Origin of the sequence: Sphingobacterium composti, from assembly GCF_009829075.1 — a bacterium.
Lineage (GTDB): Bacteria > Bacteroidota > Bacteroidia > Sphingobacteriales > Sphingobacteriaceae > Sphingobacterium > Sphingobacterium composti.
Genome location: NZ_WUQZ01000013.1, coordinates 77,800 through 95,528 on the forward strand (window position 1 = coordinate 77,800; position 17,729 = coordinate 95,528).

Genomic DNA, 17,729 nt, shown 5'->3' on the forward strand with positions numbered 1-17,729 from the left:
GTTTTTGTTAAATTAGAAAAATCAATATAAACGAAGTAAATAATGAAAAGAAAACTACGCATGGGTATGGTTGGTGGAGGAAATGATGCCTTCATCGGAGCAGTACACCGTATCGCAGCATTCATGGACGGCAAAATTGAGTTGGTTTGTGGAGCTTTTAGTGTAAACCAAGAAATTTCTATACAATCAGGTCGTGATTTATTCGTGTCGGAAGATAGAATTTATCCTGATTACCAAACGATGATTGAAAAAGAGGCTCAACTTCCTGAAGGTGAAAGAATGGATTTTTTGACCATTGTAACACCTAACTTTTTACATTATGAGCCAGCAAAATTAGCTATGGAAGCTGGTTTTGATGTTGTCGTTGAAAAACCGATTACAGTTTCTTTAGAAGAAGCAAAATCGTTACAAGAAATTGTAGGAAAGACTGGTCGTACATTATGTTTAACACATACTTATTCAGGATATCCGATGGTAAAACAGGCTAAAGCGATGATTGCTGATGGGCATTTTGGTAAGATTCGTAAAGTCGTAGTTGAATATCCGCAAGGGTGGTTGAGCCGTCTATCAGAACGTGAAGGTAATGCGGGAGCTGCATGGCGTGCTGACCCAAAGCGATCGGGTAAATCACTTGTGATGGGTGATATTGGTACACATGCCGCGCATTTGGCGGAATATGTAACTGGATTGCGCATAAAAGAGGTTTGTGCAGATTTGACTACGTTTGTAGAAGGACGTTTGTTAGATGATGACGGATCTGTCTTATTGCGATTTGAAGATGGCGCTAAAGGCGTATTGATGGCATCACAAATTTCGGCGGGAGAGGAAAATGCAGTACGTATCCGTGTATATGGTGAAAAAGGAGGTCTTGAATGGGCAAACGAAGATCCTAATAACTTAATTGTTAAAATGTTGGATATTCCTCGTCAATTGTATCGTACAGGAAATAACTATAGCGAACCTTATGCTTTAAGTTCTTTCGCTAAACATAATACACGTATCCCTGCGGGTCACCCAGAGGGTTTGTTAGAGTCATTTGCTAATATCTACCGTAATTTTGCGTTGACAGTTTCAGCTAAACGTGAAGGACTAACTCCTACACCTGAACAGTTGGATTTCCCTACTGTAGCGGATGGAGTAAGAGGTATGGCATTTATTGATACTGTTGTAAAAAGCAACGAAAGTAACGAAAAATGGACTAAATTTGAGGCGTGATAAATGCTCAAAACATTATAGCTCATCTTCAGGAAGATGCTCAATTTCTTCCTGAAGATTTGTTAATTATTCTCGGACCCACCGCAAGCGGCAAAACCAAATTTGCCGTAAAACTCGCAAAATCCCTTAATGCTGAAATCATTTCGGCTGATTCCAGACAAGTATATCGACACATGAATATTGGTACAGGTAAGGATTTGTCTGAATACCAAGATGTTCCTTATCATTTGATCGATATTCTAAATCCTGGCGATAGGTATAATATTGATTTTTTTTTACGAGATTTTGAAGAAGCCTATTGGGATATTATTAATCGAGGTAGGCGTGTGATAGTTTGTGGTGGAACTGGTTTTTATATTCAAAGTCTCCTTCAAACACAGCCTTATTCACAGATTCCTGTTAATCAGAGTTGGAGATTAGAACTGGAGCTTCTTTCAAAAGAAGAACTTCAAGGAATTCTAGAAAGAATGTCTCCACCTGTAGATTTTAAAATTGATTTTTCTTCTCGAAAGCGAATCGTACGCGCTATAGAAATATGTAGATTTTTAGATCAAAATCCAGACTTTAATTTAAATATAACAAAATCATATCGTTACAAAACCCTAGGGTTAAATCCTCCATTGGAAGTTCGTAGAGAACGTATAACTAAAAGACTTAATCAACGCCTAGAAGAAGGAATGATAGAAGAAGTAGAAGGCTTACTAAATATGGGATTATCTCACGAGGAACTTGAATATTATGGATTGGAGTACAAGTACATTTCTTATTATCTCAAAGGTCAGCTTTCTTATAAAGATTTTATCAACAAATTGGAAACAGAAATCCATCGTTATGCCAAACGACAAATGACCTATTTCCGTAAAATGGAGAAGGATGGTGTCGAGATTGAATGGATTTAGTTAGTGAAATTTGAATTAGCTTCTTGTATAGGCTTACACCTTAGCAAGCATCATTGTACTAGGTAATTAAGTAAACTAATTGAAGTGGTTGTCATTTAATAAGAACAATTTTTCTATTTGATATGTTGTAGATTAGAGATTACCAATTCTATACTTTATGAGAAATCTGCTTACAATATTATTTATCGTAATAGATTTAACACACGGATGGAGTCAAACTTTTAAAGAAGTTGTTTATCACGATGAAAAGCAAAAGCTTAAAGCGTTAGCTCTACTATCCTCTTCGCCTGAGAAAAGGGCTGGAGTGTTAATTCTTCCTGCTTGGAAAGGAATTGATCAAGAAGCAAAAGATGCTGCTGTTAAATTAAATAAAGCTGGGTATGATGTGTTTATTGCAGATATCTATGGCGAAGGAAACATTCCCGCGGATAATGTAGCTGCGGGAACACTTGCAGGACAATTTAAATCGGATTACAAGGCTTATCAGCATCGCATCGATTTGGCTTTAAGTGCATTTAAAAAGGAGGGTGTGGATCATACCAAAATTGCAGTAATCGGTTATTGTTTTGGTGGCACAGGAGCTTTGGAAGTAGCAAGAGCTGGTTTTGACGTAGTGGGAGTGGTCTGTGTTCATGGTGGATTGTCAAAGGCGGTAGAGCGCCCTAATTTATCTATCAAAACAAAAGTGCTGGTACAGCATCCTGCTGAGGATAAATCGGTGAGTAAAGCAGATTATGATAATTTAGAAAAGGAATTGAAAGAAGGACAAGCGGATTATCAAATTATTACTTATGCCAATAGTGGTCATACCTTTACAAATCCAGCCTCCAATGATTATAACCCGATAATGGCGACACGTGCTTGGAATCATTTACTAATTTTCTTGGAAGAGGTTTTAAAATAACATAAGCGACTCTTTTGAAGTCGCTTTTCGTAGCCCGTAGGGGAATCGAACCCCTGTTTCCAGAATGAAAATCTGGCGTCCTAACCCCTAGACGAACGGGCCATCATTTCTGAAGTGATGCAAAAATAGAAGTCTAAATTGTAATTTCCAAATTTATTATAAAAAATGGGGAATGAAATTCATTCCCCATTCGAGCGGAGCGCTCTTAATTATAACCTGGATTTTGAATAAGCTTATTATTGCCTGAAATAGCACCATTTGGAATAGGGAATCTATTTAAGTGTTTTGACTTCGATGGCGCATGATCCCACCATTCACCATCGGTGAATACTCCCCAGCGAATTAAGTCTGAACGACGTCTACCTTCCCCAAGAAACTCAATACTCCATTCATTTAAAAATCTATCCTCCATAAGGTTAGCTACTGTAACCGGATTTGGATCTATGTCATCTTCAAAATTTCTCTTTCTTACAGTGTTGATTATTTTAGCGGCTTCAGTGCTATTGCCTAATCTATATTCACACTCTGCCAACATATAATAGATCTCTGTCAAACGGATCTCTGGAACATCAGCAGCATCGTATGCTAGCTTTTGAACATGAAAACGATCTATTACTCGCCTAGCATTCCTGAAACATCGTCGAATAGCCTTAGCCATATTAGGAGCCATATCCATGGTCACCTCTTTAACCTTGTTTCTTGTACGAAGAGGAATTCGTTCTAACACGGCAATGATATCTTCTGCTTTTGTCCCCTTAATAGTAGCTACAAGAGTTCCTTTCTTACCTTTTGCAGATTTACTACTTACGATAGTATAAAGTTCACCATTACTAAAACTAGTCTCATCAATACTTAAGTGTTCAGCTATATTCTGTTGAAATAGTATCCAATTCTCTGCATGCGATTTTTGATCCCAATCGTGGTAATCGCTCAGATGATTCTTATATTGATCTTGCAACTGCTTGCCATCCATCTGAAAGAACAGACCTACTAGCTGAGCACTTACAGGATGGTTATCCAAATATCTTCTTTAAAAAAAGGCCGAATTCTGTCGTCATTCGGGTACCTTCACGTACTAGATTCCAATCTCTTGTAATAATCTCTCTAGTGTCCAAAACAGTTCAACGCCGCCGCCGGATATGTAGGGTAACTTTTTGACCTCGAATGGGAAAATCGGAAATCTCCGTAGAAGGCATAAATCCTTTGGATTCTAGCTTAATCTTTTCATAACCTGCAGGAGAGGTATTAAGCTCATCTAAATAAATATGAAGTTGATTTTCTACTTGATCTATTTCTTGGATTTGAAAATATTCTAATAGCCCTTAGGGCATTAACAAGGATAATAATTTACGTTCGGCCGCTTGCAAGTGTGTACTATTTAAAAAACACTAAATTAACTATTTTTTTAATTCCCCCCCCCCAAACTTTCAGTATGATCCTAAAAATATTTATAATTGAAGATGTGTGATAGCAAAAAAAAAGCGACTCTTATGAAGTCGCTTTTAGTAGCCCGTAGGGGAACCGAACCCTTCGAACATTGGTCTCTTTATCAGCACTTTACAAACACTTGGCTTCCCAACTCACCGAATAACTCACTGGTTTGACATACGTTTTAGCTGCAATTGCTTAATATTTTAAAGATACGGAATTTGGGTGTTAAACACAAATTCGGATAGACAAAAAAGCCTTCTGTTCGAACGTGAACAATTATATTAATAGCTTCACCTATTAATGGCGCAGAAGTTACGAAATGTCGATTCCGGATATGTTTTTGCAATCAAAGATCAAAATATCTACTATTCAATGTACAATGATAAGATAATCTACTGTCCTGATTATCTTTCTTCTGGGTATTCCTGATGATAAGCAACGAGCTCCTCGAAGTTTGTATACTTAAGTATTTTCAGATCCTCCTTGATCACATTGTTTCTTGCTGAGTGGAAAATGGCTCCACGTTCATCAGTCCGAACCGGAAGCTCTTTCCATCTTGAAAGAAGCTGATGATCGCAATCTTCTTATTCTGGTATTTGGTCCAGTACGCATATCTTCGGCCGAGATCTGTGAAAGCGTAATCAAGATCTCATAAGGCACATCCGTACTCTAGATGACAAAGGCAATTACTAGTCCTCCTACCTTACCGTAGCGCCTGACTGCATAATCTTTGCAATATATCGGTATTGCGAAAGCATCGCTAATAACTCGGTACCAATGAGTACGGACGGGAACATTAAAATCTTTAAGTTCTTACGAGATTCATTTGCGTTTCTGTGGAGCTCGGTAGTTTATTGCCATAGTATATTTAAGATATTCTTGTAGATGCTAATTCCGTTCTATTTTTTGGATAAAAAAAATAGGTTATCTTTGTTGAAATAGAATTTCGATATTTATGACCAATAGGACCGCTCGCGTTTATGGGGTAGATGAAAACACCATGTTTATGGTGTTTCTAAAGGGAAGTAGCGATGCTTTTTCATATTTTTATACCTTTTTCATCAACGATCTGTATGCATATGGGATAGGCCTCGGCGGTAGTGAAGATATTGTAAAGGATGCCATCCAAGACATCTTCATAAAGATCCATTCCAACAACCAAAAGGAGTTTTCGTCTATTGAACATCTGAAATTCTTTTTGCTCAAGTCCCTTAAAAATAAACTTTATAACATCTATACCTCTAAGGTGGTTTCTATGGCGAGCCCCATCACCGAGGAAGCGCTTGAATTCTCTATTTCGACGACCGTCTTGGATACGATTATTAATGAAGAAGATCGCATTATCATACAGCAAAAGATAGATAATCTTCTTACTAAATTGACCGCTCGCCAAAAGGAAGCGATCTATCTACGTTTCATACAAGAACTGGAGTATGCAGAGATTGCAGAAATACTGAACATGACACAGCATGGCGCGCGAAAGCTTATTTCGCGGTCACTGAAAAGGTTGCGGGGCGAGGAGCAATTGCTCTTGATATACCTGTTAAAACATTTCTGTTCTTGATGTATCAAAGGTTACACATCTCGTGGGGATGTCATGTTTATAGCTAAAAAAATATTTTTTCCAAAAAATGGGTATAAAAGAATATCTCGTTTGTATATACGGAAAGCAAACAAGATAAATGCACGATAACCAATTTCGAGGATATACCGCTATAGACTTTCTCAAGGACGAGAATTTTCTGCGTTGGCAGCTTCTAAACAGTGAAGAGGATATCCTGTTTTGGAAAGATGTTATCGATCGGCACCCTGATATTGCTCCTATCATAGAGGAAGCCATCTCGTTGTATAAATCCAGTGTCCGTTTCAACAATTTCAATATGACACCAGCTGAAATTTCTGAAAGTAGGGATCAGTTGCGGTATATAATCGGCCAAAAGAAAAAGAAAAGAGTAAGATATGTCGCGTTACGAGCGATCGCAGTTGCTGCTTGCATCCTAGTTGTCATATCGCCTTTCTTATGGAAGAAAAGTGAAGATGTTCAGCAAAAGGATATTGAAGCGTATGCACAAGCATTACCAGAAGTAGATTTTAATGCTAAGGATACCCGGCTTGTTCTAGGTGATGAGCGCATTGTTGCTTTATCCAATAAAGAATCTTCCATTCAATACGACGAGGATAGTATTATGGCGGATGATAATGTGATTTTCGAGAATAGCACACCCTCTTATAATCAATTAATTACACCTTACGGCAAACGTTCAACGATTACCTTTTCGGATGGTACAAAAGCGTGGGTCAATGCGGGGACCAAGCTCATCTATCCGAACCAATTCAGTAAAGAAACCCGGGAGATCTATGTTAATGGAGAAATTTATATAGAAGTTTCCGAAGATAAGAACCGTCCATTTATCGTCAAAACGAAGCGGATGGATATAACAGTGTTGGGAACGAAATTTAATGTTTCTGCATACGAAGCAGATAATGCAAACAGTGTTGCGCTACTATCGGGTTCTGTCCATATTGCTGCCGATATACATCAGAAGGACGTGATATTAAAACCTGACCAACTATATTCCAATATTGATGGCAAGCCGTCTATCAAGAAAGCGGATGCAAGTATGTATGCCTTATGGATACAAGGCCTATACCATTACGAAAGCGAAGCGTTAGGCAATATTATCAAACGTTTGGAACGCTATTATGGTGCGAAAATTAGTTGTGATAATCAAGTGGCAACATTGATTTGCTCTGGTAAATTGGACCTCAAAGACAATTTAGATATCTTACTGACCGACTTAACGCGTGCGTTACCGATTAACTATCGAAAAAATACGGAAGACCATTACATCATTTATTAATAAACCACAAGACTTGATCTAAAACGAAGTGCGTATGAAATAAATATAAACCTACAAAACAAGAAACCGGATAACAGGCCAGTGTCATCCGGTTGAATTTAGTTATAGTTATAAACTTATAAACCATTACAAATGTATGATAATTTTGAGAAACCTAGCTCTTTTCGGCTAGGTATTAGAAGAACATGTCGAATTATGAAATTGATTGTTTTATGCCTTGTGCTGGGTATCGGTATATGTTACTCCAATGACAATTATTCCCAGACGGCAAGGGTATCCCTTCACCTAAAGAACAGGACCATAAAGCAGGTGTTGTCAGAAATCGAGAAAAAAACGGAATATGTTTTTTTCTATCAAGATAATGTCCTTGATGGCAACCGGAAGGTAACGGTGAATACGGAAAACCGGAAGGTTTCGGAAGTGCTGGACGAAATTTTGTTGCCTATGGGCAATACGTATTTTGTCTCTGATAGGCAGATTTATGTAATTAAAAAGAATGAACCTCGTCCTGTAGGACTCGTTAAAAAACAGCAGCGACAAGTTAAAGGAAAAGTAACCAATGAAAGCGGAGAGACAATGGCTGGCGCCAGCGTTGTGGAAAAAGGGACAACGAATGGAACGACAACGGATGAGGAAGGACTATTTACACTGGAGGATTGTGATAACAATTCTGTTTTGCAAATATCCTTTATTGGATATAAGACCAGAGACATACTTGTCGGTGATTTGGGTTTCATTGATGTTAAACTTGAATCTGAAAGTATTTTTGATGAGATCGTTGTTGTAGGAGCGGGAACACAAAAGAAAGTGTCCGTTACAGGAGCCATTACAACGGTCAAAGGATCAGAGTTACGCACGCCGTCTTCGTCTTTAACAAACAATTTGGCTGGAAAGCTATCCGGTGTCGTTGCCATGACCAATAGTGGAGAACCGGGATCTACCTCACAGTTTTATATTCGGGGGATTGGTACTTTTGGCGGACGTGCCACACCCTTGATTTTATTAGATGGCGTAGAAATATCGGCAGGAGACCTCAATAATATTCCACCGGAGGCTATCGAAAGTTTTTCTATTCTGAAAGATGCTTCGGCAACAGCTATCTATGGTGCCCGTGGCGCTAATGGCGTGATGCTGGTGACTACCAAAAGTGGTATAGAAAATGAAAGAGCGAGGATAAATGTGTCTATTGAAAACTCCTTTCTCAAACCGGTTAACATAGTGGATTACGCAGATGGAGCAACATTTATGGAAACATACAACAATGCTTTGTTAAGTCGTAACCCATCGGCTCAATTACGTTATACGCCTGAACAAATTGCAAATACACGCAATGGCGTAAACCCGTATGTATTTCCAGATGTAGATTGGTATGATTTAATGTTTAAAGACCATGCTTTAAGTCAACGGGCGAATGTAAATGTACAAGGTGGGGGATCAAAGGTTGTATATTATATGAATATGCAAGTTAACCACGATGGTGGTCTATTGGATGTGCCTGAAAAATATTCATTTGACAACAATTATAATCGTTGGTTGTATACCTTCCAAAATAATATCGGTTATAGTGTGACACCGACGACGAAGCTCGACTTACGAATGAATGCGCAGGTTACGCGTCAGACCTCACCGGATATATCTTCAAACGATATTTTCTATCAGATATTTACCAATACGCCTGTATCGTTTCCAGCCACATTTCCAGAAGATGACGCAGGACACATTAAATTCGGAAGCGCGGTCATGTCGCCAGGTCGGTTTTATACAAACCCGTATGCCAATATGTTGAACTCTTTTAGAGAAACGAATTCCAATAAATTGAATGTCTCCATGGCACTCGATCAGAAGTTGAACTTTCTGACCGAAGGACTGTTCGTTACATCGTTGCTTAATTTCAATAATTATTCAAATACCTTCTATTCGAGATCATTAGCACCGTTCTTATATAGCGTCGCCAATGGGAGTTGGGATGAGGCAAATCCAGATCAGTTTAGCTTGTCGCGGCTACAAGTAGGCGCTGAATATATCAATCAATCGGATGTGACACGAGCTAGTGACAACACATTCTATTTTGATGCGCGCTTGAACTATGACCGCAAGTTTGGAAAGCATGCCGTAACCGGGATGTTTATGTACATGATGCGTGAGTTCCGCTTGGGGGTATTACCTAATAGAAATCAAGGGCTTTCCGGTCGTATGACGTATGATTATGATAATAGGTACCTAGCTGAATTCAACTTTGGCTATAATGGCACAGAGCGTTTGGCAAAAAATCAGCGATTTGAATTTTTCCCCGCGATGTCGTTAGGATGGGTTGCTAGTAATGAAGGTTTTTGGGAACCAATAGCAAAATATGTCGATTATTTTAAATTAAGAGGGTCATATGGTTTAGTTGGTAGTGACGAAACAGGTCTCTATGATGGCGCTCCGCACTTTCTTTACCTAAATGTCGTGGATATGTGGGGTGGCCCAAGCTTTAGTTCAGGATATACAGGTAATTATACATTACAGGGACCTGTTGTTAATACATACGCAACATATAATCCCAGTTGGGAGCGATCAACGCAATTTGACATAGGTGTTGATATGCGCCTGCTTAATACCGTAAACGTTACTTTTGACTACTACCATAATAAACGTGACCGGATTTTGATGAGACGTGCCTCTTTTCCTTCTATGTTGGGATATGCTAATGCCGTGCCTTGGGCAAATATCGGAAAAGTGGAAAACAAAGGTATTGAACTTAGTGTAAACTGGCAAAAACAACTGACGGAAGATCTTTCTGTGGATATCCGGGGGAATTATACCTATACCCAGAATAAATACATATATGTAGACGAACCTGACTATCCCTATACTTGGCAAACAAATACTGGGAAGCCATTGGGTCATACAAGAGGATATATCGCTGATGGTCTATTTAGAGATGTGGAAGATATCCGGACACATGCTGATCAGACACTGTTTGGTAGTGTCGTTATGCCCGGGGATATCAAATATCGGGATATCAACGGAGATGGAAGAATTACTGTTGAAGATCAGGTCATGTTGTCGTCTTATGGAAATATGCCTCGTATACAATATGGCTTAGGGATAAGCATGACGTATAAAAAGTTGGATATGAGCGTGTTTTTCAACGGTTCTGCTAAGCGTCGGATCATGTTGTCCAACGTGAATCCTTTCTCGGCAAATGATAGTAATGATCGGAATCTGATGCAATGGATTGCCGACAGCTATTGGATGGAAGGAGAAGATAATTCAAATGTTTCCTATCCGCGCTTGGGTACACTCGGTACCCAAATAACCAATAATTTACAACCAAGTAGTTTTTGGATGCGTAAAGGTGACTTTATCCGTTTTAAGACACTCGAAGTCGGTTATAGATTACCTTATTGTCGTGTGTACTTTAGCGGTGATAACCTTGCGGTGTGGTCGCCGTTTGACTATTGGGATCCAGAGTTGGCATACAATACCTATCCGCTACAGCGGACATTAAACCTAGGCGTACAGTTCAACTTTTAATGTAACTATTTAAGCAATGAAAATATTTTATAAGAAAAAACTATATACTGCAGCAGTCGCTTTGTTGTCTTTGGCTTCTTTTGGCTCCTGTGACTACTTAGATGTAGTCCCTCCTGAACAGGCAGATACGAAAGATATGATTATTGACGATGTATCAGCATTACGGAATTTATATGCTTGTTATGGCTATTTGCAGAATGGAAATGCAGACTTGAATTTTGTCAAACTGGTTGCCGATGAAACGGTCTTCCCGCAAGAATGGGGTTCTAATGCTTGGCGTCTCGCCCAGTGGAATGCTGTCACGCCTTCATCTATTGACGGGAACACCGATTATCCATGGGTAGTCTGGTATAACGGCATAGGCTATTGCAATCTTTTTCTGCGATTGATCGAGGAAAATAATCCCACGCTCAACCCTAACAGTAAAGCACAGTACATCGCCGAGGCAAAATTCCTAAAGGCCTATTACCACTTCAGGGCATTGCAAACTTATGGCCCGATACCTATTGTCGACGACCTTTTGCCAACTAATATTCCGAAGGATCAAGTTCCCGGTCGTTCTCACTTCGATTTTTGTGTAGATTATATTGTTGGTTTATTGGATGAAGCAATGGCTGCGTTGCCGGCACAGCATACAAACAATCAGGATTTTGGCAGAGCAACATCCATCATCGCCAAGGCATTGAAGGCACGTGTTTTGTTAATTGCAGCATCTCCGCTTTGGAACGGCGAATTTCCAAATAGAGGATGGAGAAACGACAAATTTGAAACACCTGGATATGGAAACGAACTCGTCAGCTTGCAATATGACGAAAACAAATGGGTGCGGGCAAGAGCGGCATGCTTAGATGCTATACAAGCAGCAGAAGCTGGCGGAGCAGCATTATATGATGTGTCTGTATCGGAAACGTTGCGGACTAACCAACAGATTCCACTCCCGCACATACCGGGACTAGATCCCAACACAGAAGAAGGAGAAGCTTTCCGGCAAAAGGTAATGATGCTCCGCTATCTGAATACCGCCAGACCTGACGAAGGGAACCGCGAAACGATATGGGCGATGACCAGTCAATGGGCTGCTGATGAAGATATGCGTATGTCTTCGATGCCGCATTATGTCCTAACGAGTAATGAAAACCAAAATATAGGAGGTTGGAGCGGTCAGTCCCCTACCTTATACACGATGGAGAACTTCTATACCCGCAATGGGATATTGCCGGAAGAAGATCCAACCTTTATTGATAGATCGGCGTGGCTACGATCTGCGGAACTATCCAATTCGGACATCGTTAATCTGAACGTCAATAGAGAACCCCGTTTCTATGCATGGCTTTCTTTTGATGGTGATGAATACTCACCCGTGATTGCCAATCGGTCTCCGTTATACATTGAAATGCGCAACCCACAAAGATCCGGCTATGATGCTACTATTTGGGGAACACGGAATTATTCGGTCACAGGTTTTCTAAATAAAAAATGGGTACATCCTAATTTGAATTATACCGGTGCCGGATGGGGTAATAATTTTGGGGCAACAACCTATCCGATTACGTTAATCCGTCTAGGCGAATTATATCTTAACCTCGCAGAATGTGATGCTCATTTGGCTGCAAATACTACTGAGGGCTTGGACTATTTGAATAGGGTGCGTAGACGGGCCGGAGTGCCTGAATGGACAGAATCCTTGCTCGCTCAGTACGATAAATCACTGTTGGATGCTGTGCTGGAAGAGCGTTTTGTCGAATTATACCTAGAGGGACATCGGTATTTTGATATTCGACGGTATGTACAGGGAAGGCAACATTTAAATCCCGATAAATTTGTAGGACTAGATGCGGTACGCAGAGCGCCTTCATTCAGCGTATTCAATACGCCAACGAAAATAAACCAACCTTTCGGGTGGGAAGACCGTCTGTATTTAATGCCTATATCGAACAGTGAGCTGTATGCAAACCCACAGATGGTGCAAGCACCTGGTTATTAAACTTAAATTATTGAAAGATGAAAAAAATCATTCATATCATATTATTAACAGGAGTATTCACATCGTTCTTCTGTTCCTGTAACGATGATTTTGCAAACAATATATTTCCTGATAGATATATCAAAATTCTTTCTTTGAAAGAGACGGGAATTAAAGATATCACGATGAACACAACACAACAGCAAGTGGTGGATTCTATTTTAATATTAAAAGGAGGAGGGCGTCCAAACTCTACTTCGAATATGGGATTGAAAGTGCTATCTAGGGAAGAAGCAGCAGCGATAGGTGGTTATGAAGTAAGCAATATACGACTGATACCGACGGATTCTTATGATCTCTCACAGGGTCAAAATATAAAGTTAGAGGAGAATGAAGACCATAAATATGTGCCTATTACCTTCTATCCTATAGAGATATATGCAGCCATGGATGAAGAGGAGCAGGAAGGTCTTGTTTGGGTGCTGCCCCTAGCGCTGGAAAGTTCATCAGATACGATCAATGATTCGAGAAATAAGCTTTTGATACGATTTGAGGTGAATAGACCGCTAGTGGAATGGGAGATAATAGAAGATGGAAATGCTGAAATCGCGTTGCAGACATTGGATATCCCCCTAAAACTAAAAATTTCACATAGCGGGGATAACGTATTGGATTTTACCGTCGGACTGAGCCATACAGAAAATGAAAATCTGGCAAACCGGTATAATGACTCCTTGGGTACCAATTACTCATTATTACCTAATAACACCTATAATCTTAGTGACTTTAGTTTTAATGCTGGAGATAGAGAAGCGCAGTCCACGCTTCAGCTCAGACGAGCAGGATTGCAACAGGACAAAACTTACCTATTGCCACTTAAGCTATCCGAACTATCGGTAGATAATATAGAAAAAACTAACAGAGTTAAATACATCGTGGTAACCAATCCGAAATATGTATATCGCGATGTACAGCGGAATGATTGGAAAGTTGTTTTTGTAAACAATCAACAACGGTGGAGAGAGCCTGATTTTTTTGCTAGATCATTAATTGATGGCAAAATCGAGACTGTCTGGGCAACGAAGTGGGACGGTGCTATACCCACATGGGATGACTACGATTACGGTGCTATGGATTACTGGGGATATCACATGTTTTGGGAACGAAGAGACATACCGAATATCGTCATCGTCATTGATATGGGAAAGGAAGTAAATTTTGGTGCCGTAGGTGTGGGACAGGGTACACTGGACATGGGTGATCGAGATTTAAAAAGCTGTGAATTCTATCTGAGTGATTCGTTTAAATTTATAGCCGACGGCGATTTGGAGAATTATAAGAATGTCAACAAGGGTAATACGTGGAATCTTGCCATTACCTATAACAATATTCCTAATGTCGGAGGAGGTCCCTATTGGTATCATTTACATGAATCAAGCACGGTATCTAATGTACCGAAAGGTCGTTACCTAAAAGTACGTCCGACAGCGAGTCATCGGGCGAACAATCTGGTGAGTTTTAGTGAATTGTATGTAAAAGAGCTTATCAGTATTGATGGTAATCCCGTGCAATAATTGAACGTAAAAAAAGAAAAAATGGAGGTATCTGAAAGGATTTCCTTTTGGGTACCTTCATTACAAATGAAGAAAAATAAAAATGAAGAAATTGTATTTTATCCCTGCACTGTTATGTTTGCTTCTCGCTTTTTGTTTTTGCGGAGGGAAAGCACGGGACGCGAAATCGGCACCTATTGAAATGGAACGTTACCCCATTCCCATCGAACAGATAAAGGGTCGTGATCCCTTTTTGTATGCAGATGAGGAGTCAAAAACGTACTATCTTACCTTCAGGAACAATCCACACTTTAAGATGTATAGTAGTAAGGATTTGAAAAACTGGAAAGATGAGGGGAACGTATTCACGGCCAATGAGGATTTCTGGGGTAAGCAAGACTTTTGGGCGCCCGATTTGTATGAGTATAAAGGTAAATACTATATTTTCGCGACATTTTCTGACTTGCCAACCATAAATAGAGGTACTTCTATTTTAGTGGCAGATAATGTTACAGGACCGTATAAACCACTAGTAAACCACGCCGTTACTCCTTCCGACTGGATGAGTTTGGATGGCAGTCTTTTTATTGACGATGAGGATAAGCCTTGGATCATCTTTTGTAAGGAATGGTTACAAGCGATAGATGGTGAAGTCTATGCCCAGCAACTATCCGATGATCTGAAAGAAACGATCGGAGATCCTGTGCTCTTATTAAATGCCTCCACAGCACCTTGGACGAGTACCATCAAGTTTGAGAACGTAACCGGCTATGTAACCGATGCTCCTTTCCTGTATAAAACGGATGATGGCAGGTTACAAATGATATGGTCGAGTTTTGACAAAAACCGGAAGTACGCCATGGGTATAGCCGAGTCTGAATCCGGAACCCTCGCTGGGCCATGGAAACATTTGCCCGAGCAGTTAAATCACGATGATGGAGGGCACGCGATGATCTTTAGAGGCTTTGATGGGCATCTGTATATTTCGTACCATACACCAAATGGCTATCCGGAGAAACCAAAAATTACCAGAATAAAAGAAACGAACGAAACTATTGTTATTCAATAATTTAAAAAAAAATGAGAAAATTAAGTAAAGCATTATCTATTATCCTTTTTTTACATTTTGTATGTGTCACCTTCGCCTCATGTCAGGGCAAGAAGGGTGTAGAGCCTGAAGAGACTAATCCTCCCGGTACATCAGATGGTAATGGGGGATATTTATTTGCCCACATGACGAATGCGGCATATGGACATTTGTTTTATTCTGTCTCACGTGATGGTTTGAAATGGGAAACGTTGAACAAGGCCAACGAAATTGTGTCAGATTATCGTGGACACCCGGATATTTGCCAAGGTGGTGATGGCAATTACTATATGATCGGCGTTCGGGATGAGCATTCACCCCTGCTTACGCTGTATCATTCGTCAGATCTCATCACTTGGGGCCGGAAGGATCTTGCCAGAAGTGTATTTGATGTCTCCCATTTGGGACAAGAAAACGAAGCGTACTATGTGGGGGCGCCTAAGATGTTTTATGATGAGGCCAGTAAGCAATATATAATCACTTGGCATGCCTCGTTTCCAGGGCTTAAAGACGTACCCTGGTGGGAAGGAATGCGTACATGTTATGTCCTGACTCCAGATTTCGAAACATTTACGAAAGCGGAGCGATTGTTCAACTTTACGGGTAGCGATGAGAATATGGCCACTATTGATGCGATCATCAGAAAAGTGGATAATACCTATTATGCGATTATTAAAGATGAGCGTTGGCCAGAAAAAAGTGCTACCGGAAAAACGGTACGAGTCGCCACATCTCCTAATCTAACGGGGCCATATAGTAATCCCGGTCCGCCGATTAGTCCTTCGTGGCGTGAAGCGCCTATTATTGTTAAATCGATGGATGACAAAAGCTGGTTCCTGTACGTCGAAAACTATGGAGAACATCTATACGAGTTATATAATGCGAATTCGTTGACGGGTAGCATGTGGTCTAAGGTCGAGTTCACCCCCCCTGTAGCCAGACATGGGTTTATCATCAAAGTCAATGAAAAGCAATATCAGGATATAGTGAAAGCTTATAAGTAAAATAAAGAGAATTCATATTCTTATTAAACAAACAAACCATGAAAAAGAAACTGTTAAAAAGTGCCGTATTATTATATATTGCCGCCATCCTTTTTTCTTGTAGTACCCCAGAGGAAAAACCTCGTGACCGCTGGACAGAAGAACAAGCCAACGAATGGTATAAACAATGGGGTTGGCTTCGCGGCGCAAATTTTCAACCAAGTACTGCGATCAACCAGTTGGAAATGTGGCAGGAAGAAACATTCGACCCTGAAACTATTGACAGGGAGCTTAGTTGGGCAGCCGGAATCGGAATGAACTGTATGCGGGTATATTTACACCATGCAGCTTGGAAAGTTGACCAAGAAGGTTTTAAAGACCGCGTGAAGCAGTATATGGATATTGCGGAGAAACATGGTATTTCGACAATATTTGTTTTCTTTGATGATTGTTGGAATGCGACGTATACGACGGGAAAACAACCGGAACCTAAGCCCGGGATTCACAATTCGGGATGGGCTCGTGATCCGGGAGATCTATTGCGTGACAAACCGGAATTGATAGAGACATTGGAAGTATATGTAAAAGATATATTGACCGCATTCAAAGATGAAAAACGGATTGTTTTCTGGGATTTATACAATGAACCAGGTAATAGTAATTACGGTAATAAAAGTATGCCATTATTGGAAAAGGTCTTTGAATGGGGGCGTGCGGTTAACCCAGCGCAGCCCTTAAGCGTTGGCGTTTGGGATAAGGCGTTAGTTGAATTGACTGCATATTCATTGGCAGAGTCGGATATCATCTCCTACCATAATTATAATGGGCCGGAAGATCATTTGGCAGCTATCGACTCTCTACAAAAACTTAATCGCCCAATGATCTGTACGGAGTACATGGCGAGGCGTAATGGAAGTACTTTCGAAACCATTATGCCGATTCTGAAAGAGCATGCCGTCGGAGCAATCAATTGGGGATTAGTTTCAGGTAAAACAAACACAATTTTTGCATGGGATACGCCCTTGCCCAATGAGAAAGAGCCACCTCTTTGGTTTCACGATGTGTTCCGAAAAGATGGAACTCCTTTTTCACAGAAAGAGGTAGACTTTATTAAAGAAATTACTCGGGGGAATTAGTTCCCCCCGTTGCTTTGCTGTTTGACACATTTCCATATACTCATAACGAATGTGTGGAGTTGCTACCTTTGAGTGGAGACAGATTTAAAAAATAAAGAATTAAATTTGTTAACATATGGCACGAGTATTTGAAGAATCTTTTAAAATCATGGCAGTTGAATTATCCTGTATAAAAGGA

The 17,729-nt window shown here is 40.1% G+C and carries 12 protein-coding genes, 1 tRNA gene and 1 pseudogene; 11 read left to right on the plus strand and 3 right to left on the minus strand.

What is annotated here, in order from left to right; translation table 11 throughout:
- Nucleotides 1-42: 42 nt before the first annotated feature.
- The 3 genes from GOQ17_RS10055 to GOQ17_RS10065 all read left to right on the plus strand — a co-directional run bounded on the left by GOQ17_RS10055 (nucleotide 43) and on the right by GOQ17_RS10065 (nucleotide 3,018).
- Nucleotides 43-1,215, plus strand: coding sequence for a Gfo/Idh/MocA family protein (locus GOQ17_RS10055; protein ID WP_159637229.1), 1,173 nt, complete (start codon nucleotides 43-45; stop codon nucleotides 1,213-1,215).
- Entirely contained in the window at nucleotides 1,212-2,114 is a 903-nt protein-coding gene (gene miaA / locus GOQ17_RS10060; protein WP_201288598.1) for a tRNA (adenosine(37)-N6)-dimethylallyltransferase MiaA, read from the plus strand. The genes GOQ17_RS10055 and miaA overlap by 4 nt, the downstream gene beginning before the upstream one ends.
- A gap of 157 nt (nucleotides 2,115-2,271) precedes the next feature.
- Nucleotides 2,272-3,018 carry a dienelactone hydrolase family protein gene (locus GOQ17_RS10065; RefSeq protein WP_159637230.1) on the plus strand — a complete coding sequence of 249 codons (747 nt, stop codon included), beginning with the start codon at nucleotides 2,272-2,274 and terminating at the stop codon, nucleotides 3,016-3,018.
- Nucleotides 3,019-3,048: 30 nt separating this feature from the next.
- On the opposite strand, the gene GOQ17_RS10070 is transcribed toward GOQ17_RS10065, so the two are convergent.
- The 3 genes and pseudogenes from GOQ17_RS10070 to GOQ17_RS16655 form a co-directional block, all read right to left on the minus strand.
- Nucleotides 3,049-3,120: transfer RNA gene (locus GOQ17_RS10070), tRNA-Glu, on the minus strand.
- A gap of 103 nt (nucleotides 3,121-3,223) precedes the next feature.
- Nucleotides 3,224-4,039 (minus strand): RagB/SusD family nutrient uptake outer membrane protein, encoded by an 816-nt coding sequence (locus GOQ17_RS16405; protein WP_159637231.1) that lies wholly within the window; start codon nucleotides 4,037-4,039, stop codon nucleotides 3,224-3,226.
- A gap of 100 nt (nucleotides 4,040-4,139) precedes the next feature.
- Nucleotides 4,140-4,328: pseudogene (locus GOQ17_RS16655) on the minus strand (ISAon1 family transposase N-terminal region protein); the annotation flags it as partial.
- Between the two features lie 1,076 nt (nucleotides 4,329-5,404).
- Between GOQ17_RS16655 and GOQ17_RS10080 the strand changes: the two are divergent.
- The 8 genes from GOQ17_RS10080 (at nucleotide 5,405) to GOQ17_RS10115 (ending at nucleotide 17,551) form a co-directional block, all read left to right on the plus strand.
- A complete protein-coding gene (locus tag GOQ17_RS10080) occupies nucleotides 5,405-6,013 on the plus strand; it encodes an RNA polymerase sigma factor (RefSeq protein ID WP_159637232.1) in 609 nt (202 codons plus the stop codon).
- A gap of 280 nt (nucleotides 6,014-6,293) precedes the next feature.
- Nucleotides 6,294-7,310 carry a FecR family protein gene (locus GOQ17_RS10085; protein ID WP_159637233.1) on the plus strand — a complete coding sequence of 339 codons (1,017 nt, stop codon included), beginning with the start codon at nucleotides 6,294-6,296 and terminating at the stop codon, nucleotides 7,308-7,310.
- Nucleotides 7,311-7,505: 195 nt separating this feature from the next.
- Nucleotides 7,506-10,829, plus strand: coding sequence for a TonB-dependent receptor (locus GOQ17_RS10090; RefSeq protein WP_159637235.1), 3,324 nt, complete (start codon nucleotides 7,506-7,508; stop codon nucleotides 10,827-10,829).
- 16 nt (nucleotides 10,830-10,845) lie between these two features.
- Nucleotides 10,846-12,813, plus strand: a complete 1,968-nt coding sequence (locus GOQ17_RS10095) for a RagB/SusD family nutrient uptake outer membrane protein (protein ID WP_159637236.1) — start codon at nucleotides 10,846-10,848, stop codon at nucleotides 12,811-12,813.
- Nucleotides 12,814-12,830: 17 nt separating this feature from the next.
- Nucleotides 12,831-14,366, plus strand: coding sequence for a DUF1735 domain-containing protein (locus GOQ17_RS10100; protein ID WP_159637237.1), 1,536 nt, complete (start codon nucleotides 12,831-12,833; stop codon nucleotides 14,364-14,366).
- Between the two features lie 82 nt (nucleotides 14,367-14,448).
- The gene (locus tag GOQ17_RS10105; protein ID WP_159637238.1) at nucleotides 14,449-15,414 is read left to right on the plus strand and encodes a glycoside hydrolase family 43 protein; all 966 of its coding nucleotides are present in this window, start codon (nucleotides 14,449-14,451) and stop codon (nucleotides 15,412-15,414) included.
- 11 nt (nucleotides 15,415-15,425) lie between these two features.
- Nucleotides 15,426-16,436 carry a glycoside hydrolase family protein gene (locus tag GOQ17_RS10110; RefSeq protein WP_201288600.1) on the plus strand — a complete coding sequence of 337 codons (1,011 nt, stop codon included), beginning with the start codon at nucleotides 15,426-15,428 and terminating at the stop codon, nucleotides 16,434-16,436.
- A 224-nt stretch (nucleotides 16,437-16,660) separates the two neighbouring features.
- The gene (locus GOQ17_RS10115; protein WP_236537119.1) at nucleotides 16,661-17,551 is read left to right on the plus strand and encodes a cellulase family glycosylhydrolase; all 891 of its coding nucleotides are present in this window, start codon (nucleotides 16,661-16,663) and stop codon (nucleotides 17,549-17,551) included.
- Nucleotides 17,552-17,729: the final 178 nt, after the last annotated feature.